Here is a 23,273-nt window from a genome sequence, read left to right as displayed (position 1 = left end):
CCGCGGGCGGGGGGCCCCCCCGGCCCCCCGCGGCGCGGTCCCCCCCGCGGCCCCCCGGCCCCCCCCGCGGCCGCGGGCGGGGGGGGGGGGGGGCGGGCCCGCCCCCCCCCCCCCCGCGTCCGGGTCATCACCGCGCGTGCGCTGGGGGGGCGGCGGGACGCTCTCCGCGTGGCGCGCGAACCGCGGCCGCGCGCGGCCCGACATGAGCGACCACCGTCCGTCCAGGCGTTGTTCGTACAAGCGGGCCGAAGCCACGCCCGCGACCGCCCAAAGGCGGACTCAGAGGGCTCCGGCGACGTCGTCGGAGCCGGCCGCCCGTACTGGGAGGCGTCCGGATCGGGCTCGTACACCAGGACGTCGTCCTCGTCGAAGGCGAACACCTGCGGTGCGGTGCAGACACACTGGCCGTGGCTGTCGCACAGGCCCATGTCGACGATCACCTCGAGACCGGTGACGGGAGACTCGGTCATGCTGTTGTTCCTTTACCCGGTCGGGGGGTTGAAGCGGGAGAACTGCGGAGCGCTCCAGCGCAGCGGGGAGGCGTGGTCGATGCGGATCAGACGCTCGACGGTGAAGTCCACGACGCGCTGCGCTCCCGGCAGGGCGGCCGCGTGGTCCGGGTCCCAGTCCACGGTGGCCGTGCCGGTCAGGTGCAGCAGGGTTCCTGTGGTCCAGTCGGGGATCAACAGGCCTGCGCGGGGATTGACTTCGAGGTTTCCGAAGGTGTTGAACATCGAGTTGCCGACGTAGTCGGGCCAGCGCAGATGGTGGGGGCTCAGGGCTGTCAGGAAGCCCGGGCCGCCGCCGCGGTGCGAGGCGTCGGCGTTGCCGGCCGTGTCCGCCGTGGCGATGAAGAAGGTGTCCGTGTTCTCGACGAGCGTGATGTCCTCACCGGTGAGCGCACCGCCTTCACGGGGGTCGCCGGGAGTGGCCGACTGCCAGTGGGGCTCCCTTTTCTGAATGTACTTGGGGCAGTTGGCGTAGATCTGCTCGAGTCGGATCTCCAGACCGCCGACGGTGGGGCGTGCTGTGCCGTTCATGCGCATGCGCCGCCGTGTGCCGGGCTGCAAGGCGATCATGCCGAGGCGGGCCGGCTCGGCGAGTGTGCGGTGCAGGGGGTCGCCGGTCGAGAGGGTGGCGGCGACGCTCAGGGAGGAGGGGCCGCTGACGGTGATGAATCCGGGTTCTCCCGTCAGGAGCGAGGACCAGACGTCGCCACGGCTGTCGGCGGCGCCGATGAAGAGCACCGGCTGCTCGGCCAGGAAGTCCGCGGCCACGGCCGGGATCTCGGTCATGACGGCGGCGGAGACCGCCCTGGCCCGCTCACTCAGACCGGCTCTCTCCTGCACGGCCAGTTCGCCGCGGTGGAACGGCTCCATGTCTGCTCCTCACGTGTCGGCTTGTCATGCGCCGCCCCAGCGGGCGCGTCCCACGGGTGCAGGGGCCGCGCCCGTACGACAGCTGGTCTCCGTGCGCCGGAAGGCTCGCGCACCCGTCGTCCGGTGCGGGCCGGGCCCTCCCGGCGCGGTGACTCTGCTAGAAGAACCCGCCGGTGGGCTCCTGGCCGGCGGGGGCGGGCGCGCCCTGTGCACCGGTCGGCACGTAGACCTCGAGACGAATGCCGTCGGGGTCACGGAAGAAGATGCCACCCGACGCGGCGCCCTCGGCGTGCGCCGTGACTCCGTCGTGGACGAAGTCCGTGTCCAGTTCGCGCAGCACCGCCTCGGTCGCGGCGAGCTCGTCGAGGGTGTCCACCTGGAACGAGAGGTGGTGCAGGCCGGCGGTGCCGGTGGCGAAGCCGTCCTCGCTCTGCTGCCAGAGGGTGACGACGAGGTCGTCGCCGCGGCCGAGGAACGCCCACCGGCGGGTGTCCTCCTTGCCTTCGGCGAGGGTCTCGAAGCCGAAGACGCGGGCGTAGAACGGCAGCGAGCGGTCGAGATCGGTGACGCTGAGGCCGATATGCCCGGTCTTGAGGGTGGCAGGGGACGGAGCGGTGGTCATGACAGCGCCTTCCAGGAGGTGGGTACGTCCGGCCGGCGGGGATGAGCGAGACATCCTCTCCTAACCGGTCAATCCCAAATTAACGGTTGACGCTTCCTGCGTCAACCGATGAAAGTCGCTTAGCCGGTTAAGCTTCGTGGGTGTGATGGCATGGCCCCCGACACGAAAGGGCACACCGCATGAACACCCAGCCAGCCCAGGCCGCCGACGCGGACCCGCGCCCTCTGCTCGGGGAGCCCTTGCCGCTGGATCTGCTGAACACGCGCTGGACCGACGACAGTGGCACCCATGACCTGCTGGAACGTCCCGGCGGACTCGCGATCTGGCTCTCCTCCGCCGGCCTCGCCGACGTCGCGCCCGACACCCAGGAGACCCTCGGCGCGCTGCTGGCCACGCGGACCGCGCTGAGCTCGCTCGTGACCAGCGAGGGGTCCGGCCTCGAGCGGTCCAGGGAGATGCTCAACGACACGCTGGCCCACGGGCGCGTTCGCCATCTGCTGGGCACGGCGGGCCCGGAAGCGGTCGTCGAGACCGACACTCCCGGCTGGCTCGCCGCCTGGCGTACGGCCGAGGCCTATCTGCGGCTGCTGGAGGAGGGGGCCGACCGCATCCGCAAGTGCGCCAACCCCGACTGTCGGTTGCGGTTCTACGACACGTCCAGGAACGGACGCCGCCGGTGGTGCTCCATGGCGGCCTGCGGCAACCGCGCGAAGACCCGTCGGCACTACGAACGCCACCAGGGCGGCCCCGGACCAGAGAGGAACCACCAACCTGCAAAATAGCATTCAGCGGTTGCGGCGGCCGGCCCGGTAAAGGACCGTACGCGGCGCTCCGGGCGGGAAGGCCGGGCCATAGGATCTTGGCTGCCGGCCGCACTTCACACCTGCGTTCGGGTGCCAAGGCCTTTTCGGGCATGATGAGGAGGTGCCGGCGGTACCTTTTCCGGAGGGAGCGGAAATGGCGGAGACTCCTGCACGGGGGCGCGAGGGCGGCGGCCCGGCGGCGCCCCAGCTGCGGCTGGACGAGCTGCTGGAGGGGCTGCAGGCCCATATCGCCCAGGTCCGCGCGACGCGGGACCGGGTGCACACGCTGCTGGACGCCGTCCTCGCCATCGGCTCCGATCTGGATCTCGACGTGGTGCTGCGCCGGATCACCGAGTCGGCCGTGACCCTCGTGGACGCCCGGTACGGGGCGCTGGGAGTGATCGGCGAGGAAGGGAGGATCCGGCAGTTCATCACGGTCGGCATGGACGAGGAGACCGTCCGGAGGATCGGCCACTATCCCGAGGGGCAGGGCATCCTCGGGCTGCTGATCCGTAAGCCGGAACCGCTGCGTCTGGCCGAGCTCGGCCGCCACCCCGACTCGGTGGGCTTTCCCGAGGGACACCCGCCGATGACCACGTTCCTGGGAGCGCCGGTGCGCGTGCGCGACCAGGTCTTCGGCAACCTGTATCTGACCGACAAACGCGACGGCGCGGAGTTCGACGACGACGACGAGGCGGTGCTGCGCACGCTCGCGGCCGCGGCCGGCGTCGCGATCGACAACGCCCGTCTGTACGAGGACACCCGGCGCCGGGAGCAGTGGCTGGCGGCCAGCAGCGATCTGGCCCGCAGCCTGCTGTCGGGCGCGGACCCGGAGCAGGTGCTGCACCAGGTCGCCGCCACCGTCAGGACGCTGTCCGGCGCCGCCCTGGTGACGCTCGCGGTACCGCTGGAGGGCGGCGACGAGCTGGTGATCGAGGCCGCGGACGGTGCGGGGGCCGAGCAGGTCGAGGGGCTGGTCCTGCCGGCCGCCACGCTGGCCGCGAAGGTCTACCGGTCCAACCAGCGGGTCACCAGCGGTGCGCTGTCCGACGAACCGCAGTCCGGGGGCGGCTCAGCGGCGCAGATCGACCTGGGGCCGGGTTTCCTGCTCCCGCTGGGCGGTGGCGAGCATGTGCGCGGGGTTCTGCAGGTCGCGAACCTGCCCGGCGGCACCGAGTTCACCGACGCCACCATGGCCATGATCAACGGCTTCTCCGACCAGGCCGCCCTCGCCCTGGAGATCGCCGAGCACCGCCGCGAGGCCGACCATCTCATGGTGCTGACGGACCGCGACCGTATCGCCCGTGATCTGCACGACCTGGCGATCCAGCGGTTGTTCGCCTCCGGGCTGACGCTGAATTCCGTCCTCGGCCGTGTCTCCGACCGGCCTGAGGCGGCCGAGCGTGTCCAGCGGGTCGTCGAGGACCTGGACGACACCATCAAGACCATTCGCGGCACGATCTACGCCCTGCGCGAGCGGGACCGGGCCGACGGGCGCGGCGGGCTGCGCGCGAAACTGCTCACCGAGACCGACCGCGCCGCGGCCGTGCTCGGCTTCACCCCCGCTCTGCGCATGACCGGGCTGCTGGACACCGTCGTACCGGCCGGGCATGCCGAGCATCTCCTCGCGGTGGTGCGCGAGGCCCTCTCGAACGCCGCCCGGCACGCGCACGCGACGGCGGTCGAGGTCACCGTCGAGACGGACAGCAGCCGGGTCCGGCTCCGTGTCGCCGACAACGGGACCGGTATCGACCCGGCCGTCACCCGCCGCAGCGGCCTGGACAACCTGAGCCGGCGCGCCGCCGACCTGGGTGGCGCTTTCGCCCTCACGCCGAACGAGCCCACCGGCACCGTCGTGGAGTGGACCGTTCCGCTCTCCGCGCCCACCGGGGCCTGAACGGCCGTTCACCCCACGCGTTCCCAGCCGCGGCGCGGCGGCCGGGTGCCGAGGCGGCTGTCACGGCTGCGGTAGACGATGTACGGGCGGGTGAGGTAACCCAGCGGCGCGGTGAGCATATGGACGAGCCGGGTGAACGGCCAGGCCGCGAAGAGCAGCAGGGCGCTGATCGCGTGCAGCTGGAACAGCACCGGGGCGCCGGTCATCAGGTCCGGGTCGGGCTGGAAGTAGAAGATCGAGCGGAACCACGGGGAGATCGTCTCGCGGTAGTCGTATCCTCCGCCGACGAGGTTCGCGGCCACCGTGGCGGACAGGCCGAGCCCGATGGTCACCGTGAGGGAGACGTACATGGCCTTGTCGTTGCGGGTCGTGGCGGAGAAGACGGGGCCGACGGTGCGGCGCCGGTAGATCAGGATGGCAAGTCCGCCCAGGGTGGCGACGCCCGCGATGGTGCCGAGGACGACCGCGCCAATGTGATACATGTGCTCGCTGATCCCGGCCGCCTCGGTCCAGCTCTTGGGGATGACGAGGCCGCCGATGTGGCCGAGGAGCACGACGAGGATGCCGAAGTGGAACAGGGGGCTGCCGATGCGCAGCAGGCGCCGTTCGTACAGCTGGGAGGAGCGGGTGGTCCAGCCGAACTTGTCGTAGCGGTAGCGCCAGATGTGGCCGAGCACGAACACGGCGAGGGCCACATAGGGCAGGACGACCCAGAGCAGGATGCCGCCGGTGCCGGTCCCGACCGCCAGGGTGAGGGGCTGCGCGGGCGCGGTCATCGGGGGCCTCCTACGACGGGGTCGGGCAGGAACACGGGCGACGCGTAGGGGTCGAGGCCGACCTGTTCCTCGGGCGGGCCCTGAGCGGCGAGGCGCAGGACGGCTTCGCGGTCGTCGCCGGCGAGGGCGGGCAGGGTGGCCGAGACGGAGTCCAGGACGTGCGCCCAGGGTGCGGCGTCGTCGGTCAGGGCCAGGCGCAGCAGTTCCAGGCCGGCACGGTGCTCGGTGAGGAGGCGGTGTCCGGCCCCGGGGTCCGTGGCGGCGAACTCCAGGACGACGGCGAGGTGGTCGGGCAGTTCGTCGTCGGTCAGGCGCCGGCCGGCCGCGGCGTACGTCTGTTTCAGCCGCAGCAGGGCGAGGCCGCGCTTCCTGGTGTCGCCGTGGGCGTAGTACGTCAGATAGGGGCAGCAGCGTTTGCGGTGGTCGAAGGTGGCGACGTAGGCGGTGGCCAGATCGGCGCCGGCCGTCCGTCCGGCGTGGGCGGTGAAGCGGAGCAAGGGGTGGGCGACGGGTTCCGGGAGGGTGGCGGCGACCCGGGCCGCCAGGGCCAGGCGCTGCTCGAACTGCTCGTCCGGGTAGGCGAGCAGCAGGGACTGGACCTGCCAGGCGTGGGGGTGCCAGGGCTGGGTGCGGGTGGTCTTCCTTCTCATGGCTTCGACTCACCCTTCCCGTCGTCGGCCGGCCGGTCCGGGAAGAGGCCGGGCGGGGAACCCTTGCCGTCCCAGTTGAGGAGGTTGACGCGGGTGTCCTTGTCGGTGGGGGCGGCGGCGGTGTCGGAGGTCTGCCGGTGGCGCAGGGCGTGGAAGTTCTCCACCGCGATCGGTGCCGCGCCGCCGGAGGACTCACCGAAGGGGCCGGAGCCGCCCATGCCGGGGCCGCCCTCGTAGTCCAGGCTGCACTCGGTGGCCAACTCCTCGAGCTGGTGGGCCTGCTCGGCGTGGGCGGGCGGGATGACGTACCGCTCGTCGTACTTCGCCAGGGCCAGCAGCCGGTACATGTCGTACAGCTGTTCCTCGCCCATGCCGACGGTCTCGGGGATGGAGGCGTCGGGTTCGCGGCCGAGGTTGATGTCCCGCATGTAGGCGCGCATGGCGGCCAGCCGGCGCAGGACCGCGTCCACGGGTGCCGGGTCGCCCGCGGTGAAGAGCTGGGCGAGGTAGTCGACCGGGATGCGCAGGGCGTCGACGGCGGCGAAGAGGTTGCGGTGGTCCTCGGCGTCCCGGCCGGTGTCCCGTACGGCGTCGACGACCGGGGAGAGCGGCGGGATGTACCAGACCATGGGCAGGGTGCGGTACTCCGGGTGCAGCGGCAGGGCCACCTTGTACGTGTTGATGAGGGCGTGGACCGGGGACCGCTGGGCGGCCTCGATCCAGTCCCGGGGGATGTCCGCCTTCTCCGCCGCCGCGATGACCTGTGGGTCGTACGGGTCGAGGAAGACCTGCCGCTGGGCCTCGTACAGGCCGGTGTCGTCGGGGGTGGAGGCGGCTTCCAGGACGCGGTCGGCGTCGTAGAGGACGAGCCCGATGTAGCGCAGCCGGCCGACGCAGGTCTCGGAGCAGACGGTGGGCAGGCCGACCTCGACGCGGGGGAAGCAGAAGGTGCACTTCTCGGCCTTGCCGGTGCGGTGGTTGAAGTACACCTTCTTGTACGGGCAGCCCGTGACGCACATCCGCCAGCCGCGGCAGCGGTCCTGGTCGACGAGGACGATGCCGTCCTCCTCGCGCTTGTAGATCGCGCCGGAGGGACAGGAGGCCGCGCACGAGGGGTTGAGGCAGTGCTCGCAGATGCGCGGCAGATAGAACATGAAGGTCTGCTCGAACTCGAACTTGATCTTCTCGGAGACCTCGTTGAGGAGGACGTCCTTCTCGCCGTGTTCGGCGGATCCGCCGAGGTCGTCGTCCCAGTTCGCCGACCAGGAGATCTTCATGTCCTTGCCGGTGATCAGGGACTTGGGGCGGGCGACCGGGGTGTGCTCCTGCAGCGGGGCGTTGGTCAGGGTCTCGTAGTCGTACGTCCAGGGCTCGTAGTAGTCGTCGAGGGACGGGAGGACGGGGTTGGAGAAGATCGTGACGAGCTTCTTGAAGCGGCCGCCGGCCTTCAGCGCGAGATTGCCGCGCTTGTTCAGCTCCCAGCCACCGCGCCACTTCTCCTGGTCCTCGTAGCGGCGGGGGTAGCCCTGGCCGGGCCGGGTCTCGACGTTGTTGAACCAGACGTACTCGACTCCGGCGCGGTTGGTCCATGCCTGTTTGCAGGTGACTGAACAGGTGTGGCAGCCGATGCACTTGTCGAGGTTCATCACCATCGCCATCTGTGCCATGACCCGCATCTCAGTACTCCACCTCCTGGTTCGTACGGCGCCGGACGACGGTGACCTCGTCGCGCTGGTTGCCGGTCGGGCCGAGGTAGTTGAAGGCGTACGACAACTGCGCGTAGCCGCCGATGAGATGGCTCGGTTTGATCAGCAGCCGGGTGAGGGAGTTGTGGATGCCGCCCCGGCGGCCCGTGGTCTCGGTGCGGGGCACGTCGATCAGCCGGTCCTGGGCGTGGTGCATGTAGACCGTGCCCTCCGGCATCCGGTGCGAGACGATCGCGCGGGCGGCGACCACGCCGTTGCGGTTGACCGCCTCGACCCAGTCGTTGTCCTTCACCCCGGCCTTGGCCGCGTCCTGGGTGCTCATCCAGATCGTCGGTCCGCCCCGGGACAGCGACAGCATGAACAGGTTGTCCTGGTACTCGGAGTGGATCGACCACTTGTTGTGCGGGGTGAGGTAGCGCACGGTGACGCCGAGTTCGCCGGTATCGCCGATGCGGGGCTCGCCGAAGAGCGCGTTCATGTTCAACGGGGGCCGGTAGACGGGGAGTTGCTCACCGAGTGCGCTCATCCAGTCGTGGTCGAGGTAGAAGTGCTGGCGGCCGGTGAGGGTGTGCCAGGGTTTGAGCCGCTCGACGTTGACGGTGAACGGCGAGTAGCGGCGTCCGCCGGTCTCCGAACCCGACCATTCCGGGGAGGTGATGACCGGCACGGGGGCGGCCTGGGTGTCGGCGAAGGTGATCTGTTTGCCCTCGTGCTCGGCGGCCAGATCCGCCAGCCGGGTCCCGGTGCGTGCCTCGACGGTGTGGAAGCCCTGCGTGGCCAGATGCCCGTTCGTGGTGCCCGACATCGCGAGGATCGCCTCGCAGGCGTGCACATCGCGGGCGATCGACGGACGGCCGTCGGCCGCCCCGCCGCGTACCGTGCCGTTCTTGTGCCGCAGGTAGTCGAGTTCGCGTTCCAGTCTGAAGGTGACGCCCTTGGTGGTGGCGCCCAGGGTGTCCAGCAGCGGGCCGAGCGCGCCCATCCTGTCGGCGACGGCGCCGTAGTCGCGCTCCACGGTGATCAGCTTGGGCATGGTGCGGCCGGGAACCGGCTCGCACTCCCCCGCCTTCCAGTCACGCACCCTGCCGTGCGGGTTCGCCAGTTCGTCCGGGGTGTCGTGCAGCAGCGGCGCGGCCACCACGTCCTTGCGTACGCCGAGATGCTCCGCGGCCTGCCGGCTGAACTCGCGGGCGATGGTGTGGAAGGCGTCCCAGTCCGTGCGGGTCTGCCAGGGCGGGGAGATCGCCGGATTGAAGGCGTGCACGAAGGGGTGCATGTCGGTGCTGGACAGATCGTGCTTCTCGTACCAGGTGGCGGCGGGCAGCACCACGTCGGAGAAGACGGTGGTGCTCGTCATGCGGAAGTCGAGGGTGAGCAGCAGATCGAGTTTGCCCTCGGGGGCCTCCTCCCGCCAGACCACGTCCCGCGGCCGCGCCCCGGGGGGCGCCTCCGTGGCGCGTACGGAGGAGTCGGTGCCGAGCAGGTGCTTGAGGAAGTACTCGTTTCCCTTGGCCGAGGAGCCCAGGAGATTGGCCCGCCACACGGTCAGCACGCGCGGGAAGTTGCGCGGCGCGTCGGGGTCCTCGCCCGCGAACCCGAGCCGTCCCGCCTTCAGTTCCTCCACCACGTGTTCGCCCACGGTGCGGCCCGCCGTCTCGGCCTCGTCGGCGAGGTCGAGGGGGTTGCGGTCGAAGGTCGGATACGACGGCATCCAGCCCATCCGTGCCGACTGCGCGATCACGTCCGCCGTGGTCTTCCCGGCGAACGGGCCTCCCGCACCGGCCGCGGCGAGCGTGTCGGCGGAGAACGGGTCGTAGCGGAACTGGTCGCCGTGCAGATACCAGTAGGCCGTCTGGATCATCAGCCGGGCCGGGCGGTTCCAGTCGGCGGCGGTCGCGATCGTGGAGTAACCGGTGAGGGGGCGCACCTTCTCCTGGCCGACGTAGTGCGCCCAGCCGCCACCGTTGACGCCCTGGCAGCCGGTGAGGGTCGTCAGGGTCAGGAACGCGCGGTAGATGGTGTCGGAGTGGAACCAGTGGTTCGTACCCGCGCCCATGACGATCATCGAACGGCCGCCGGACTCCTCCGCGTTGGCCGCGAACTCCCGGGCGATCCTGGCCGCCTTCCCCGCGTCCACCCCGGTGAGGGCGGCCTGCCAGGCGGGGGTGCAGGGCTCGCTCGCGTCGTCGTAGGAGGCGGGCCACCGACCGGGCAGGCCGGGGCGGGCGACGCCGTACTGGGCCAGCAGCAGGTCGTAGACCGTGGTGACCAGCCGCCCGGCGACCCGGCGTACGGGCACGCCGCGCCGCAGCCGGTCCGCGCCGCCGTCGAGGGCGTCGAAGCGGGGCAGTTCGACCGCGACCGGTGTCTCCGCACCGCCCTCCGCGGACAGCACGGGCCTGGTGTCGCCGAGGTCCAGGTTCCACTTGCCGGCGCCGGAGTCGCCGTAGCGGTCGCCGAGCGTGCCGTTCGGGACGACGGGCCGGCCGGTGACCTCGTCCAGCAGCACGGTACGGAACTCCGCGTGCTCGGCCTCCGCGTGCTCGCCGCCGAGGTCGGCGGCGGTCAGGAACTTACCGGGCCGGTAGGTGCCCGGTCCGCCCTCCGCCTCCTCGAGGGCGACCAGGAAGGGCAGGTCCGTGAACTTCCTGACGTAGTCGAGGAAGTACGGGGTGGCCCGGTCGACGAAGAACTCCTTGAGGATCACATGCCCCATGGCCATCGCCAGCGCGCCGTCGGTGCCGGGCTGGGCGGCGAGCCACTCGTCGGCGAACTTCACGTTGTCCGCGTAGTCCGGCGACACGACGACGACCTTCTGGCCGCGATAACGGGCCTCGACCATCCAGTGGGCGTCCGGAGTGCGGGTCACCGGCAGGTTCGAACCCCACATGATCAGATAGCCGGCGTCCCACCAGTCCCCCGACTCCGGTACGTCCGTCTGGTCGCCGAACATCTGCGGCGAGGCGACCGGCAGGTCGGCGTACCAGTCGTAGAACGACAGCATCGCCCCGCCGAGCAGCGAGTAGAAGCGGGCCCCGGCCGCGTGCGAGACCATCGACATCGCCGGGATCGGTGAGAACCCGGCCAGCCGGTCGGGGCCGTACTCCTTGATCGTGTGGACGTGCGCGGCGGCGATCATCTCCACCGCCTCGTCCCAGCTCGCCCGTACCAGACCGCCCTTGCCGCGCGCGCGTTTGTAGCGGCGTGCCTTCTCGGGGTCGGACACGATGTCGGCCCAGGCCGCGACCGGGTCGCCGAGCCGCTCCTTGGCCTCGCGGTACATCCGCAGCAGTACGCCGCGGACGTACGGGTAGCGCACCCTCGTGGGCGAGTAGGTGTACCAGGAGAAGGCCGCCCCCCGGGGGCAGCCGCGCGGCTCGTACTCGGGGCGGTCCGGGCCGACGGACGGGTAGTCGGTCTGCTGCGCCTCCCAGGTGATGATGCCGTCCTTGACGTACACCTTCCAGGAGCAGGAACCCGTGCAGTTCACACCGTGGGTGGAGCGGACCACCTTGTCGTGGGACCAGCGGTCCCGGTAGAACTCGTCCGCCTGTCTGCCGCCCTTGCGGTGCAGGGTGCGCAGGTCGTCGGAGACCTCCGCCCGGGTGAAGAAGCGACGGCTGCGGACGAGCGCCTCCGCCAGCTCGCCGTCCATGCCTGCCCGTGTCCGACCGGTCTCCGTGCCCACCGTGCCACCCCGTCCCGGGCACGCGGGCCCGTTCGAGTCGTGATCAAGTCTGGCCGCCACGACTCTACGACTCCCGTCCCCGGGAAGGTCAACAGCCGCACCAGGATCACGCGAAACGGGCCCTTCGGGAGGGACGGCGTGCCGTCGGTGGGATCAGGCGGCCGGCCGGGGCAGGGCGGTGCCTGCCTCCGCGCGGACCTTGTCGACCGCTTCCCACTCCTCGGTGCCGAGGGTGGCGAGGGCCGCGGGGAAGACGCCGTCCTGTTCCTTGAGGATGTGTTCGCGCAGCATGGCCATGGCCTCCAGCAGACGGCCGGGCCAGGCCGGGTCCGCCAGCGTGACGCCGTCGGCGGCCTCGGCCAGCACCGACTCGACCTGCCGGTGCTCGGCCTCCAGGGCGGCGATCCGGTCGGGGAAGTCAGCGGCCATGGCGGGGAACAGGCCGTGCTCCTCGACCCTGGTGTGGGGGACGAGCACGGTGGTGATGCGGCGGGCCAGCTCGGCCATCCGGGCGATGTCCCCGTTCCGGTGCGCGGGGCGCAGGTGGCTGATCAGGCGGACGACCTCGTCGTGCTCGCGGGTCAGTTCGCCGATGGACGCCAGGGACTGGCAGCCGCAGTACTCGCACATCGTCGGTTTCTCCTTCATCTTGTCCGACAGGTCCGTGGTGTCCGTCCGCCCGCCGGTGTCAGCCGGTGGTCTGTGCGGTGCGCCGGCGGCGTTCGCCGCCGGCGCGCGGTGCCCGGTCGCCGTCCCGGACGCCGGTGAGGGTGTAGGCCAGGGCGACGGCGGCCACGACCGCGAGGAGGGCGAGGCCCCCCGCGTAGGTGCCGTACTCGCCGTACAGGGAGCCCATCACCAGCGGGGGCAGGAAGCCGCCCAGTCCGCCGGCGGCGCCGACCACGCCGGTGACGGAGCCGACCTTGTCGGCCGGGGTCCGCTGGGCGACCAGGGCGAAGGTCGCTCCGCTGCCGGCGCCGAGCGCGGCGGCCATGGCGAGGAAGGCGATGGTGCCCACCGGGGCCAGTGCCGGGGTGAAGGACTGCGCCACCGCGCCGGCCACGACCACGCCCAGCGAGCCGGCCAGTACCCGGACCGGGCCCAGCCGGTCCGACAGCCAGCCGCCGATCGGGCGCATCGCCACCGCCAGCAGCACGAATCCGGCCATCCGGTTCGCGGCGTCGGCCTGGGTGAGGCCGTAGCCGGTCCTGAGGTAGGTGGGCAGATAGACGGAGAAGGCGACGTAGCCGCCGAACGCGACCGCGTACAGGGCGGACGCCTGCCAGGTGATGCCGAGGCGCAGGGTCGAGGCGAGACGGCGGGCCAGCGGCTCGGCCGGCACGGTACGGCCGGGTGCGTCACGCAGCAGCAGCGCGGCGGCCACCGCGTACACGGCCAGCGCCCCGGCGGTGATCAGGAACGGTGTCGCCATGCTGTTCGCGTCGACCAGCTTCACCGTGGTCAGGGCGCTGATCGCGGTGCCGCCCATGCCGGCGCCGAAGACGCCGATGGCCAGGCCGCGCCGCTCGGGCGGGAACCAGGAGTTGACGAGGGGCACGCCGACCGCGAAGGCGGTGCCGCCGATGCCGAGGAAGAACCCGCCGGCCAGCAGGGCGGCGAGTGAGGAGTGCCCGGCCAGGCCGAGGTAGAGCACCGGCACGATGGTGACGGCGGACACGATCGGGAACATCACTCGTCCGCCGAACCGGTCGGTGAGGGCGCCCACCGGGATACGTCCGAGGGAGCCGACCACGACGGGCACCGCCACCAGCAGCGACTGTTCGAACGACGTCAGGTCGAGGCCGGTCTTGAAGCGCGGGCCCAGAGGGCTCAGCAGCGCCCACGCCCAGAAGTTGACGGCGAAACCGATCGTGGCCAGGGCCAGCATCAACCACGCCCGGCCGGGCACGGGAGCACCCGGCGATGTGCTTTCACTCTTGGCCTTCGACGACTGGACCATGTTGTCCGTTCCCTCTCCTCGAGCAGGGGTGGTGAGCGGGCACCACCGGGACCGCACCTCCGCGGCGGGCCCCTCGCCCGCCCGACTGCGTCCCATGACCACTGTCCGTAATCCGGGCGCGCCGGCGGCATGGGCCAGGAGTCCCTGGGGGCGGACGGACAGGCCCCTCCTGCGGCCCCGGACGTCCCTGTCCCCGGCCGGGTGCCCAGGCCGGTCGTCGCGAGCGGGGGTCCGGGGTAGGGCCGGTCGGCCCTACCCCGGGCAGGGTCCGCGGGGGACCATGGGCTGATGTTCCAGTCAGACGGCTTTCGCGCACTCGGCCGACAGGAGTGCCTGCGCCTGCTCGCCGTGGTGCCGGTCGGCCGCATCGTGTACACCCGGCAGGCACTGCCCGCGGTCCTGCCCATCAACTTCTCCCTGGACGGGGACGGCTCCGTTCTGGTGCGCACGTCGCCGACCGCGGACCTGGTACGCGCCATCGACGGTGTCGTCGTCGCCTTCGAGGCGGACGAATTCGACGCGGCGAGCCGGTCCGGCTGGAGTGTGGTCGTCACCGGGCGTGCCTCCGTGGTGACCGACCCGGCCGAGCACGAGCGGCTTTCCCGGACCGGCCCCAGCTCCTGGATGCCCCTCACGGAGGAAGTGTTCGTCCGGATCGATTCCGAGATGGTCACCGGGCGTGAACTCAACGGGGCACTCAGCATGCGGTGAGGCGCACGCGCGCCCGGCCCCGGTTACCTCAGGTGGCGTCCGTCTCCCGGCCCGTGAGGGGCTCGAGAACGGAGTCCGCGGACGCGCGGGGCGTACGGGCGCCCTCGGGGCCGTATCCGAAGCGGATCAGTACCTGGGGGTGGCAGCGCCGCCTCGATCCGGCCATGGCCTCCCGCAGGTCCGGCCACTCCATGGCCTGGTGCAGTATCGAGGTCCGCACTCCGTGCGCGGTCGTCGTGAGCAGTACCCGCTCCAGGGCCTGCCCGGCGCGCAGCCAGTCGTGGCGCCGGTCGTCGGTCGTCCACAGCAGGGCCACCTGGGCATGGCGTTCGAAGCGCAGGGCGGGCAGGTGCGGGGCGGGCAGCGCACCGATGAAGTCCCGCACCGGTATCCGCCTGGACGCGTCCTGCGGGCCCAGGGACGTCAGGGGAATGCCGTAGGCGGCGTCCGCTCCCGGGGCGGTGATCCAGGTACGTGCCTCGGCCGCGCGGGCGGAGTGGACGGTGTTGCGGGACTCGGCCGCCGCCGTCAGCCGCAGCAGGCGCCGGGTCGCCATGATGTCGGGGACGTCCAGACGCGCGCCCTCCGCGCGGGCCGAGCCGGTCATCTCGCTCACGATCGAATCCGGCACGGGCCGGCCGGTGAACGGCATCCGGCTGGTGTGGCGTCGCTCGATGGCGGCGTGCAGGGCGCGCAGGGACGGCTGTCCCGGTGCGGCGGTCCCGGTCAGCCGTACCGTGGCCAGTACGTCGGGATCCTCCCCGGCGGGACAGAGCCGGACCACGGGATGCCAGCCCAGGTGCTCCGCCGCCACCCGGAGGTTGAAGACGGCCGCGCCGACCGACAGGTACTGGGCGCGCAGCTGGGGATCGGTGGTCGGAAGCTGTCGTCTCCGGTCGACACGGACCAGGATCGACCTGCTGTCCGGGTCCAGCCCGAACCGCCAGGGTTGTGTGTTGTGGATCGACGGTGCGGCCACCGCCGCGGCCAGCAGGGCCTGAACGGCTGTGGCGTCGACTTCCCGGGTCTGCATCTCGGCTCCTTCACCACGTTGCCCTCCGTTGCGTCAACTCTGCGCCGCCCACAGCTTGGTGAGGAGGGTTGACCGGCCCTTGCCGGGGGCCGTACGGCCTTGATCCGGGGGCAGGTCGTCCCGGCCGGGTGGTCCGGTCGGTGCGGTGTGTGCGTCGGGTCAGGTGGCGGGCAGGGCGGCGGCGAGCAGGACGACGCCGAGGGACCCGACGAGGGAGACGACCGCCAGGGCCCGGGCCAGGTCGGTGCGATGTCTGGCGTGGGCGATTCCGTGTCCCGCCGCGGCGAGCATCACCACGGCGAACAGCACGAGCTTGACTGCGAGGGTGCGGCCGTAGCCGGGTTCGGCGAGCGAGGCCCAGGTGACTCCCCGGTGCCAGGCCATGGCCCAGCCGGTGGCCAGCTGCACGGGCAGGAACACCGCTCCGGTCAGCATCCCGAACCGGCGGCCGGCGGCGGCCGTGAAGGAGTCCTTGGCCTCGGGGCCCAGCAGATGGCGGGCCAGTGGCAGGACCACCAGGGAGAGGGCGAGCTGGCCGCCGACCCACAGGGCGGCGCCCGCCACATGCGCGAACCGCACCAGGGACCACCAGCCGACGGTGTCCATCAGTCGCTCACCTCCACCATGCCGTGCGCCCCGGCCTCGGCGTGGCGCATGTCGTGGTCGACGAAGGGGTAGTGACCGGCTTCAGGGAACGTCGTCTCGACGAACCCGCCCTGGGCCGGGGCCAGATCGAGGACCTGCGAGCCGCCCGCTTCCTGCGGTTCGAGCAGGTGGGCGCCTTCCTTGTACACGGTGTCGAAGACGGTGCCGACGACGTGGAAGGCGATGCCGTCGGACGGACCGGCGGCGACCACCCAGAAGCGGGCCCGCTCACCGGCCCTCGCTCTCAGGGGCCGCTGGGTGTACTGGTTCGCGACACCGTTGAACGCCCAGGCGTCCGGGGTGTGTTCACGCATCCTGGTCACCTGTGCGGTGCTGCCGGGTGTGCCGAGGTAGAGCTCGGAGGAGACCAGCAGGTACTCGTGGTCGACTTCGGCGAGGCCGGGCGGGTCGATGACGACGGCACCGTACATGCCGTTGCCGATGTGCTGGAGCATGGGCGCGGTGCTGCAGTGGTACAGCCACGCCCCGGCCCTCTCCGCGCGGAAGCGGTGGACCAGGCGTTCGCCGGGCTCGATGGTGCGCATCGGCCCGTCGGGGGCGAGGGAGCCGGCGTGGAAGTCGATGCCATGGCCCATGCGTCGATCGTCGTTGACGAGGGTGATCTCGAAGACGTCGCCGACCTTGCCCCGCAGGGTGGGGCCCGGTGCGGTGCCGCCGAAGGTCCATCTCTCCTGCTTCACGCCTGGGGCCACTTCGACCGTGGTGTGCGCGGCGCGCAGTTCGGTCCTGTGGACCGTTCCGCCGGGTGCGGGTGCCAGGTCGGCGTCGCGTGGCTGCCAGCCGGGGGAGAAGCCGGCCAAGAGGTCCGGGCCGCCGGCCGTGGAGTGGCCCTCGTGGCCGGTGTCGTCCGTGACGACGATGTCCATCGTCATCCCCGCCGCGCGGTGGCCCGGCAGGGTGCACCACGCCGCACGGTCGCCGGTGACCGTGCCGAGGTCGAGCGTGCGGGTCTCGCCCCGGTCGAGCAGCGGGGTGGCGGGGCCGTTCTCGACCTTGAGGTCGTGGCGCCGGGCGTCGGAGTTGGTGACCTTCAGCCGCAGTACGGTGCCGGCGGCGATCTCGATCCGTGCGGGGCGTACGCGCATGTCGGCCAAGGTCACGGCGACGGTGCGCGTGGTGCCCGCGCCCGGCGCCGCCGTGCCGGGGACCGTGTCCTTGCCGCTGTTGGCGACGAGCACGGCCAGGACGGTGATCACGGCGCCCGCGACGGTGCCCCACAGGGCGGGCCGCCGTGAAGTCACCGTCCGGTCAGTGTCCTTGCCGTCCACGGCTCTCCTCGCCGCCCAGCAGCGCCGCCAGTTCCCGCTGACGGGGGAAGGAGCCCGGCTGGTAGCCGCACCAGGGCTCCTCGGCGTACGGGTCGCCGGTGACGCCGTACGCGCGTGACCGCGAGCCGCCGCAGACCCGGCGGAACTCGCACGCGCCGCACCGGCCGCCCAGCCGGTCGGCGTCCCGCAGGCCGGTGAACAGTTCGGAGGTGCGGTAGATCTCCGTCAGCGGTGTCTCGCGCACGCTTCCGGCGCCCAGCGAAAGGAAGCCGCTCGGGTGGACCGTGCCGGTGTGCGAGATGAAGACGAAGCCGCGGCCCGCGTTGACGTCCAGCGGCGGGCGCCGCACCCGGCGCGCCCCGGTGTCCAGGCCCAGCTCCGCCGCCCGCCCGCTCAACTCCCTGTACAGCGGTCCGAGTCCGAGCACCGCCGCATGGTCGTCGCCGGCGTGCTCCAGCACCTTGCGCTGCAGCGCGACGCGGCGGAAGTGGTGGGCCTCGGTGGTCTTGGCCGGCACGGTGAGGCCGACGTCGTACACGAAGTTGAGGACGTCCTCGGTCTCGGCGGCGGTGAGCACGCCGAGTTGCCGGCCGCGTCCGGTGGGCACCAGGAAGAAGGCGCTCCACAGCATCGCCCCGTGCTCGGCCACCAGGTGCACGATGTCGGGGAGGTCGTGCAGGTTGTGCCGGGCGACCGTGGTGTTGATCTGCACCTTCATGCCGAGAGCGCGCGCCGCGTCCCAGGCGTCCAGGGTCCAGCGGAACACGCCGGGAACACCGCGGAAGGTGTCGTGGACGCCGGCGGTGGAGCCGTCCAGGCTCAGTGAGAGTCCGACCGCGCCCGCCTCGCGCAGTTCCCGCAGCCGCTCCGCCGTCACCGTCGGCGTGCCGGACGGGGACACCGCTACGCGGACCCCGATCTCCCGGCCGTACGCGATGAGTTCGGTCAGGTCGGGGCGCTGGAAGGGGTCGCCGCCGGTGATCACGAGGAGTGGGGCGGGCCGCCCGAAGTCGGCGACCTGGTGGAGCAGGTCCTTCGCGGCGGCGGTGTCCAGCTCGCGCGGGTCGCGGTCGGGCACGGCCTCGGCGCGGCAGTGCAGACAGGCCAGCGGGCAGGCCCGGGTGGACTCCCAGATCACGATGAAGGGGCGCTCCCCCGCGTCGTGCCGCTGGCGTCGGAGCGCGTGGGCGGCGGTGCTCATCGCGCGGCCCTCCACCGGGTGCCGAGGCTGTGTCCGGCCGCCCTGGAGTCGGGGCAGACGAGGCGGGCGGCCGGACGGTGGCCGGGTCGGACCCGGCGCGGCTCCCACCGCGAGCGGCAGCGGTGGCAGCGGCCTGGATGGCGGTCGACATGGTCGTGCACGGGACACCTCCGGATCGGTCGCCGCCAGCATCCACCGGCGGCGGGGTCCGGCGCGTCGGCCGTTGGTCATCTCCGTGAGGGCCGAAGGTCCCTGTCCACGGGCGGGCGAACCGCCGCGCGTTCAGGGGCGGTCCGGGGTGCGGGGCGGCAGGGCGACCGCGGTGGCCAGCAGGGCTGCGCCGACGCCGGTCAGTGCGGCGCCCAGGCCGGTGACCAGGGTGGTGAGGTGCCATGCCTGGTAGGCGGACATCAGCGAGGCGCGCAGGGACTGGCCCATGAACGCGGTCTGGCGCAGTGCGGAGAGCTTCTCGTCGTCACCGCCTGCGGCGTGCAGCTCGTCGGTGATCTCGGCGTAGGTACGGCCGCCGGTGGTACGGGCGAGGTTGCCTCTGATGAAGGAGGCGTAGGCGTGCGCGTCGGGTCCGGTCTCCACGCGGCGGCCGGCGCGCGCGACGAGTTCGACGGGCAGCCCGCGTTCGGGGAAGGTGATCTTCTGGGCGGCGAGCTCGCCGCGGATCTCGTTCCGGCCGCTGCGGCCGCGCAGCACCATGACCGGGCCCGCGACGCCCAGGGCCAGGCCGACCGCGGTGAGCAGGGTACCGGCGTGCCGTTGTGATGCGTCCATGACGTGTTGTCCTTCTTCGCTCGTGAGTTCTCGGGCGGTCTGCGCGAGCGGCGCCCCGCAGGGCGCCCGGGGCGCGGAAGACGGTGACGGGGAGGAGAACGACGCGTCCGGCCGCGGTGGGACGCGGCCGGACGCGGGACCGGACCGGGCGGCCGGGCGCCGTACGCGCCGCACCCTCCGGCAGCCTGATACGGGGGATGTCGGCCGCCGGGGCAGGCACGGGACGCGGTTGGTACGGCAGGGCGTCCGCGGTTCGGTCGGTGCCAGCATGCACCGCCGGCCACTCCCCGCTCTCCGGCCGACCGGTCCCCGCGGCAGGGACCATTGGTCCCTGCCGCGGCCGGCCGCAAAGGGCCGGTAGGCCGTCGGCCGGGGACCGCCGGCCCCAGGTCACGGGCATACCGCCCCGCCTAGCGTTCCTGACCATGGAGAACGATCAGAACGCACGGCGGCCGGAGCGGCACGCCGGTGAAGGCTGGCCGCTGGCGGCCCGCCGGCTGCTCACCCGCAGCGAGGTGTCGGCCGACGGACGGGCTGTGTTCGGTACGGGTGACCCGGCGTGGGAGGGGTTCTACCGGGACCGCTGGTCCCACGACAGGGTCGTGCGCTCCACGCACGGCGTGAACTGCACGGGGTCCTGCTCATGGATGGTGTACGTCAAGGACGGCATCATCACCTGGGAGCACCAGGCCACCGACTACCCCTCGATCGGCACGGACTGCCCCGAGTACGAGCCGCGCGGCTGCCCGCGCGGGGCGTCGTTCTCCTGGTACACCTACTCCCCCAGCCGGGTCCGCTACCCGTATGTGCGTGGCGCGCTGCTGAAGCTGTGGCGGGAGGCCCGCAAGCGGCTCGGTGACCCGGTGGCGGCATGGGCCGAGATCACCGGTGACCCCGCGAAGGCGCGCGCCTACAAGCGGGCGCGCGGCAAGGGCGGGCTGGTGCGGGCCGACTGGGACGAGGTGGCCGAGCTGGTCGCCGCCGCCCATGTGCACACCATCAAGGAGTACGGTCCGGACCGGGTCACGGGCTTCTCCCCGATCCCGGCGATGTCGATGGCGTCCTTCGCGGCCGGTTCACGGTTCATGTCGCTGATCGGCGGCACCCTGCTGTCGTTCTACGACTGGTACGCCGACCTGCCCGTGGCCTCGCCGCAGGTGTTCGGCGACCAGACGGACGTGCCGGAGGCGGCGGACTGGTGGAACGCCGGTTATCTGATCATGTGGGGTTCCAACATCCCGGTCACCCGCACGCCCGACGCGCACTTCCTGACCGAGTCCCGCTACAACGGCACCAAGGTCGTCGCGGTCAGCCCCGACTACGCCGACAACGTCAAGCACGCCGACGAGTGGATGTCCCCGCACCCGGGCACCGACGGGGCGCTGGCGATGGCCATGGGCCACGTCATCCTGAAGGAGTTCCTCGTCGACCGTACGGTGCCCTACTTCCAGGACTATCTGCGCGAGTTCACCGACGCGCCGTTCCTGATCACCCTGCGCGAGCACGCGGACGGAGGTCTCGTCCCGGACGGGTTCCTGACCGCGGCCGACCTGGGTCACGAGGAGGAGAACGCCGGTGCCAAGACCGTCCTGCTCGACGCGGCCACGGGCGAGCCGGTGGTGCCGAACGGCTCGCTCGGCTTCCGCTGGGCCGAGGGCGAGCAGGGCCGCTGGAACCTCGACCTCGGCGAGGTGACCCCCGAACTGTCCCTGCTGGAGCGGGCCGTGGGAACGGCCGAGGTCACGCTGCCCCGCTTCGACGAGGGCGGCACCGAGGGCGGTACGACCATGGTCCGCGGGGTGCCGGTGCGCACCGTCGGCGGACGCCGGGTCACCACCGTCTTCGACCTGATGCTGGCCCAGTACGGCGTCGAGCGGCCCGGTCTGCCGGGCAGCTGGCCGTCCTCGTACGACGACGCAGCGGAGCCGTACACCCCGGCCTGGCAGGAGACGATCACGTCCGTGCCGGCGAAGCAGGCGACCCGGATCGCACGGGAGTTCGCGCGCAACGCCGAGCGCACCGAGGGCCGTTCCATGATCGCGATGGGGGCCGGCACCAACCACTGGTTCCACTCCGACACCATCTACCGGGCGTTCCTGGCGCTGACCACCATGACCGGCTGCCAGGGTGTCAACGGCGGCGGCTGGGCGCACTACGTCGGTCAGGAGAAGGTGCGCCCGCTCACCGGCTTCCAGCATCTGGCGTTCGCCTTCGACTGGCAGCGGCCCACCCGGCACATGACCGGCACCTCCTACTGGTACCTCAACTCCGACCAGTGGCGGTACGAGGCGTTCGGGGCGGACGAGTTGTCCTCCCCGGTGGGGCAGGGGAAGCTCACCGGCCGGACGTTCGCCGACTGTCTGGCGCAGGCCGTACGGCTGGGCTGGACGCCCGGCCACCCCGGCTTCAACCGCAACCCCCTCGACCTGGCGGACGAGGCGGCTGCGCGGGGGCGTCCGGTCGCCGAGCACATCGTGGACGAACTCACGTCGGGGCGGCTGCGGTTCGCCGTCGAGGACCCCGACGACCCGGCCAACTTCCCGCGTGTGCTGACCGTGTGGAGGGCGAACCTGCTGGGTTCGTCCGGCAAGGGCAACGAGTACTTCCTGCGGCATCTGCTGGGCACGGACGCCGACGTCCGCTCCGAGGAGACCCCGCCGCAAGGACGCCCGCAGGAGGTGGTCTGGCGGGACGAGGCGCCCGAGGGCAAGCTCGACCTGCTGGTCACCATGGATTTCCGGATGACCTCGACCGGTCTGCTCTCCGACGTCGTCCTGCCGGCCGCGACCTGGTACGAGAAGGACGACCTGTCCAGCACGGACATGCACCCCTTCGTGCACGCCTTCACCCCGGCCATCGCCCCGCCGTGGCAGGCCCGCACCGACTACGACACCTTCCTCACCATCGCCGACCGGTTCAGCGATCTGGCGGCCGACCACCTGGGGACGCGCACCGACGTCCTGGCAGTGCCGCTGACGCACGACACCCCCGACGAACTCGCCCAGCCCGGCGGGGTGGTCCGGGACTGGAAGACCGGCGAGTGCGAGCCGGTGCCGGGGCGCACCATGCCCAAGCTGGTGGTCGTCGAGCGGGACTACGCGTCCACCGCGCGCAAGATGCGGGCTGTCGGTCCACTGCTCGACACCCTGGGCACCACCACCAAGGGCGTCACCGTGCACCCCGACCGGGAGATCGAGGAGTTGCGCCACCGCTGCGGCACCGTCCGCGACGGCGTGGGCGCCGGCCGGCCCTCGCTGGCCACCGCCTCCGACATGTGCGAGGCGATCCTGGCGCTGTCCGGCACCACCAACGGCCGGCTGGCCACCGAGGGCTTCCGCGAACTGGAGCGGCAGACCGGCAGCGAGGGCCTGGTGGAACTCGCCGCCGAACGCGAGGCCGAGCGGATCACGTTCGCCGACACCCGCACCCAGCCCCGCTCGGTGATGACGTCGTACGAATGGTCGGGCTCGGAGACCGGCGGGCGCCGCTACTCCCCGTTCGTCATCAACACCGAGCACAAGAAGCCCTGGCACACTCTCACCGGACGCCAGCACTTCTTCGTCCAGCACGACTGGATGACCGAACTCGGTGAGCAGCTCCCGGTCTTCCGACCGCCGTTGAATGCCCGGCGGGCGTACGGCGACGGGCAACTGCACGAGGACGGGCGGGCCGAGGTCACGGTGCGCTATCTGACGCCGCACTCGAAGTGGTCCATCCACTCGAACTACCAGGACAACAAGTACATGCTCGACCTGTCCCGCGGCGGCCCGGTCGTCTGGATGTCGCTGGAGGACGCCGAGAAGATCGGCGTCAAGGACAACGAGTGGATCGAGGCGTACAACCGCAACGGTGTCGTCGCCTGCCGGGCCGTGGTCACCCACCGGATGCCCGAGGGAACCGTGTACATGTACCACGCCCAGGACCGCACCATCAATGTGCCGAAGACGGAGATCACCGGCAAGCGCGGCGGCATGCACAACTCACTGACCCGTCTGCTGCTCAAGCCCACCCATCTCGCGGGCGGCTACGCGCAGTTCACCTACGCCTTCAACTACTACGGCCCGACCGGCAACCAGCGCGACGAGGTCACCGTCATCCGTCGCCGCAGCCAGCGAGTGGAGTACTGA

General features: G+C 71.8%; 18 protein-coding genes. 4 read left to right on the top strand and 14 right to left on the bottom strand.

Annotation, left to right across the window (positions count from 1 at the left end; all coding sequences use genetic code 11):
• From ACGFR9_RS17220 to ACGFR9_RS17210, 3 genes are all read right to left on the bottom strand, one after another.
• Nucleotides 1-428 (bottom strand): ferredoxin (locus tag ACGFR9_RS17220; protein WP_393209572.1); only part of this gene is annotated, 428 nt, incomplete at its 3' end.
• 54 nt (nucleotides 429-482) lie between these two features.
• Complete coding sequence (locus ACGFR9_RS17215) at nucleotides 483-1,379, bottom strand: pyridoxamine 5'-phosphate oxidase family protein (protein ID WP_393208753.1); 897 nt, start codon at nucleotides 1,377-1,379, stop codon at nucleotides 483-485.
• Nucleotides 1,380-1,536: 157 nt separating this feature from the next.
• Nucleotides 1,537-2,001, bottom strand: coding sequence for a VOC family protein (locus ACGFR9_RS17210; protein WP_393208750.1), 465 nt, complete (start codon nucleotides 1,999-2,001; stop codon nucleotides 1,537-1,539).
• A 179-nt stretch (nucleotides 2,002-2,180) separates the two neighbouring features.
• On the opposite strand from ACGFR9_RS17210, the gene ACGFR9_RS17205 reads away from it, so the two are divergent.
• Nucleotides 2,181-2,783 carry a CGNR zinc finger domain-containing protein gene (locus ACGFR9_RS17205; protein WP_393208747.1) on the top strand — a complete coding sequence of 201 codons (603 nt, stop codon included), beginning with the start codon at nucleotides 2,181-2,183 and terminating at the stop codon, nucleotides 2,781-2,783.
• A 175-nt stretch (nucleotides 2,784-2,958) separates the two neighbouring features.
• Nucleotides 2,959-4,701 carry a GAF domain-containing protein gene (locus ACGFR9_RS17200; protein ID WP_393208744.1) on the top strand — a complete coding sequence of 581 codons (1,743 nt, stop codon included), beginning with the start codon at nucleotides 2,959-2,961 and terminating at the stop codon, nucleotides 4,699-4,701.
• 8 nt (nucleotides 4,702-4,709) lie between these two features.
• On the opposite strand, the gene narI is transcribed toward ACGFR9_RS17200, so the two are convergent.
• The 6 genes from narI to ACGFR9_RS17170 all read right to left on the bottom strand — a co-directional run bounded on the left by narI (nucleotide 4,710) and on the right by ACGFR9_RS17170 (nucleotide 13,481).
• Nucleotides 4,710-5,477, bottom strand: a complete 768-nt coding sequence (gene narI, locus ACGFR9_RS17195; protein ID WP_051713938.1) for a respiratory nitrate reductase subunit gamma — start codon at nucleotides 5,475-5,477, stop codon at nucleotides 4,710-4,712.
• Nucleotides 5,474-6,127, bottom strand: a complete 654-nt coding sequence (gene narJ, locus ACGFR9_RS17190; RefSeq protein ID WP_030226956.1) for a nitrate reductase molybdenum cofactor assembly chaperone — start codon at nucleotides 6,125-6,127, stop codon at nucleotides 5,474-5,476. Before narJ ends, narI begins: the two co-directional genes overlap by 4 nt.
• Entirely contained in the window at nucleotides 6,124-7,803 is a 1,680-nt protein-coding gene (gene narH, locus ACGFR9_RS17185; RefSeq protein WP_393208740.1) for a nitrate reductase subunit beta, read from the bottom strand. Before narH ends, narJ begins: the two co-directional genes overlap by 4 nt.
• A gap of 1 nt (nucleotide 7,804) precedes the next feature.
• Entirely contained in the window at nucleotides 7,805-11,488 is a 3,684-nt protein-coding gene (locus tag ACGFR9_RS17180) for a nitrate reductase subunit alpha (RefSeq protein WP_393208737.1), read from the bottom strand.
• Between the two features lie 186 nt (nucleotides 11,489-11,674).
• The gene (locus ACGFR9_RS17175) at nucleotides 11,675-12,151 is read right to left on the bottom strand and encodes a hemerythrin domain-containing protein (RefSeq protein WP_393208734.1); all 477 of its coding nucleotides are present in this window, start codon (nucleotides 12,149-12,151) and stop codon (nucleotides 11,675-11,677) included.
• A 58-nt stretch (nucleotides 12,152-12,209) separates the two neighbouring features.
• Complete coding sequence (locus ACGFR9_RS17170) at nucleotides 12,210-13,481, bottom strand: MFS transporter (protein WP_393208731.1); 1,272 nt, start codon at nucleotides 13,479-13,481, stop codon at nucleotides 12,210-12,212.
• Nucleotides 13,482-13,769: 288 nt separating this feature from the next.
• On the opposite strand from ACGFR9_RS17170, the gene ACGFR9_RS17165 reads away from it, so the two are divergent.
• The gene (locus ACGFR9_RS17165; RefSeq protein ID WP_393208728.1) at nucleotides 13,770-14,192 is read left to right on the top strand and encodes a pyridoxamine 5'-phosphate oxidase family protein; all 423 of its coding nucleotides are present in this window, start codon (nucleotides 13,770-13,772) and stop codon (nucleotides 14,190-14,192) included.
• A 28-nt stretch (nucleotides 14,193-14,220) separates the two neighbouring features.
• On the opposite strand, the gene ACGFR9_RS17160 is transcribed toward ACGFR9_RS17165, so the two are convergent.
• From ACGFR9_RS17160 to ACGFR9_RS17140, 5 genes are all read right to left on the bottom strand, one after another.
• Nucleotides 14,221-15,225, bottom strand: a complete 1,005-nt coding sequence (locus ACGFR9_RS17160; RefSeq protein ID WP_393208725.1) for an Acg family FMN-binding oxidoreductase — start codon at nucleotides 15,223-15,225, stop codon at nucleotides 14,221-14,223.
• Between the two features lie 159 nt (nucleotides 15,226-15,384).
• Complete coding sequence (locus tag ACGFR9_RS17155) at nucleotides 15,385-15,831, bottom strand: hypothetical protein (RefSeq protein ID WP_393208722.1); 447 nt, start codon at nucleotides 15,829-15,831, stop codon at nucleotides 15,385-15,387.
• The gene (locus ACGFR9_RS17150; RefSeq protein ID WP_393208719.1) at nucleotides 15,831-17,159 is read right to left on the bottom strand and encodes a multicopper oxidase domain-containing protein; all 1,329 of its coding nucleotides are present in this window, start codon (nucleotides 17,157-17,159) and stop codon (nucleotides 15,831-15,833) included. Before ACGFR9_RS17150 ends, ACGFR9_RS17155 begins: the two co-directional genes overlap by 1 nt.
• Nucleotides 17,140-18,360 (bottom strand): TIGR04053 family radical SAM/SPASM domain-containing protein, encoded by a 1,221-nt coding sequence (locus tag ACGFR9_RS17145; RefSeq protein WP_393208716.1) that lies wholly within the window; start codon nucleotides 18,358-18,360, stop codon nucleotides 17,140-17,142. The genes ACGFR9_RS17150 and ACGFR9_RS17145 overlap by 20 nt, the downstream gene beginning before the upstream one ends.
• 282 nt (nucleotides 18,361-18,642) lie before the next feature.
• Complete coding sequence (locus ACGFR9_RS17140) at nucleotides 18,643-19,146, bottom strand: hypothetical protein (protein WP_393208713.1); 504 nt, start codon at nucleotides 19,144-19,146, stop codon at nucleotides 18,643-18,645.
• Between the two features lie 425 nt (nucleotides 19,147-19,571).
• On the opposite strand from ACGFR9_RS17140, the gene ACGFR9_RS17135 reads away from it, so the two are divergent.
• The gene (locus ACGFR9_RS17135; RefSeq protein WP_393208710.1) at nucleotides 19,572-23,273 is read left to right on the top strand and encodes a nitrate reductase subunit alpha; all 3,702 of its coding nucleotides are present in this window, start codon (nucleotides 19,572-19,574) and stop codon (nucleotides 23,271-23,273) included.

It is taken from the genome of Streptomyces sp. NPDC048584 (assembly GCF_043199595.1).
Classification (GTDB): Bacteria; Actinomycetota; Actinomycetes; order Streptomycetales; family Streptomycetaceae; genus Streptomyces; species Streptomyces edwardsiae.
This window is presented reverse-complemented; position numbering and strand designations above follow the sequence as displayed.

Coding starts and splice junctions, on each gene's coding strand:
- ACGFR9_RS17215 (WP_393208753.1), bottom strand. CDS start 1,379: ATGGAGCCGTTCCACCGCGGCGAACTGGCCGTGCAGGAGAGAGCCGGT.
- ACGFR9_RS17210 (WP_393208750.1), bottom strand. CDS start 2,001: ATGACCACCGCTCCGTCCCCTGCCACCCTCAAGACCGGGCATATCGGC.
- ACGFR9_RS17205 (WP_393208747.1), top strand. CDS start 2,181: ATGAACACCCAGCCAGCCCAGGCCGCCGACGCGGACCCGCGCCCTCTG.
- ACGFR9_RS17200 (WP_393208744.1), top strand. CDS start 2,959: ATGGCGGAGACTCCTGCACGGGGGCGCGAGGGCGGCGGCCCGGCGGCG.
- narI (WP_051713938.1), bottom strand. CDS start 5,477: ATGACCGCGCCCGCGCAGCCCCTCACCCTGGCGGTCGGGACCGGCACC.
- narJ (WP_030226956.1), bottom strand. CDS start 6,127: ATGAGAAGGAAGACCACCCGCACCCAGCCCTGGCACCCCCACGCCTGG.
- narH (WP_393208740.1), bottom strand. CDS start 7,803: ATGCGGGTCATGGCACAGATGGCGATGGTGATGAACCTCGACAAGTGC.
- ACGFR9_RS17180 (WP_393208737.1), bottom strand. CDS start 11,488: ATGGACGGCGAGCTGGCGGAGGCGCTCGTCCGCAGCCGTCGCTTCTTC.
- ACGFR9_RS17175 (WP_393208734.1), bottom strand. CDS start 12,151: ATGTGCGAGTACTGCGGCTGCCAGTCCCTGGCGTCCATCGGCGAACTG.
- ACGFR9_RS17170 (WP_393208731.1), bottom strand. CDS start 13,481: ATGGTCCAGTCGTCGAAGGCCAAGAGTGAAAGCACATCGCCGGGTGCT.
- ACGFR9_RS17165 (WP_393208728.1), top strand. CDS start 13,770: ATGTTCCAGTCAGACGGCTTTCGCGCACTCGGCCGACAGGAGTGCCTG.
- ACGFR9_RS17160 (WP_393208725.1), bottom strand. CDS start 15,225: ATGCAGACCCGGGAAGTCGACGCCACAGCCGTTCAGGCCCTGCTGGCC.
- ACGFR9_RS17155 (WP_393208722.1), bottom strand. CDS start 15,831: ATGGACACCGTCGGCTGGTGGTCCCTGGTGCGGTTCGCGCATGTGGCG.
- ACGFR9_RS17145 (WP_393208716.1), bottom strand. CDS start 18,360: ATGAGCACCGCCGCCCACGCGCTCCGACGCCAGCGGCACGACGCGGGG.
- ACGFR9_RS17140 (WP_393208713.1), bottom strand. CDS start 19,146: ATGGACGCATCACAACGGCACGCCGGTACCCTGCTCACCGCGGTCGGC.
- ACGFR9_RS17135 (WP_393208710.1), top strand. CDS start 19,572: ATGGAGAACGATCAGAACGCACGGCGGCCGGAGCGGCACGCCGGTGAA.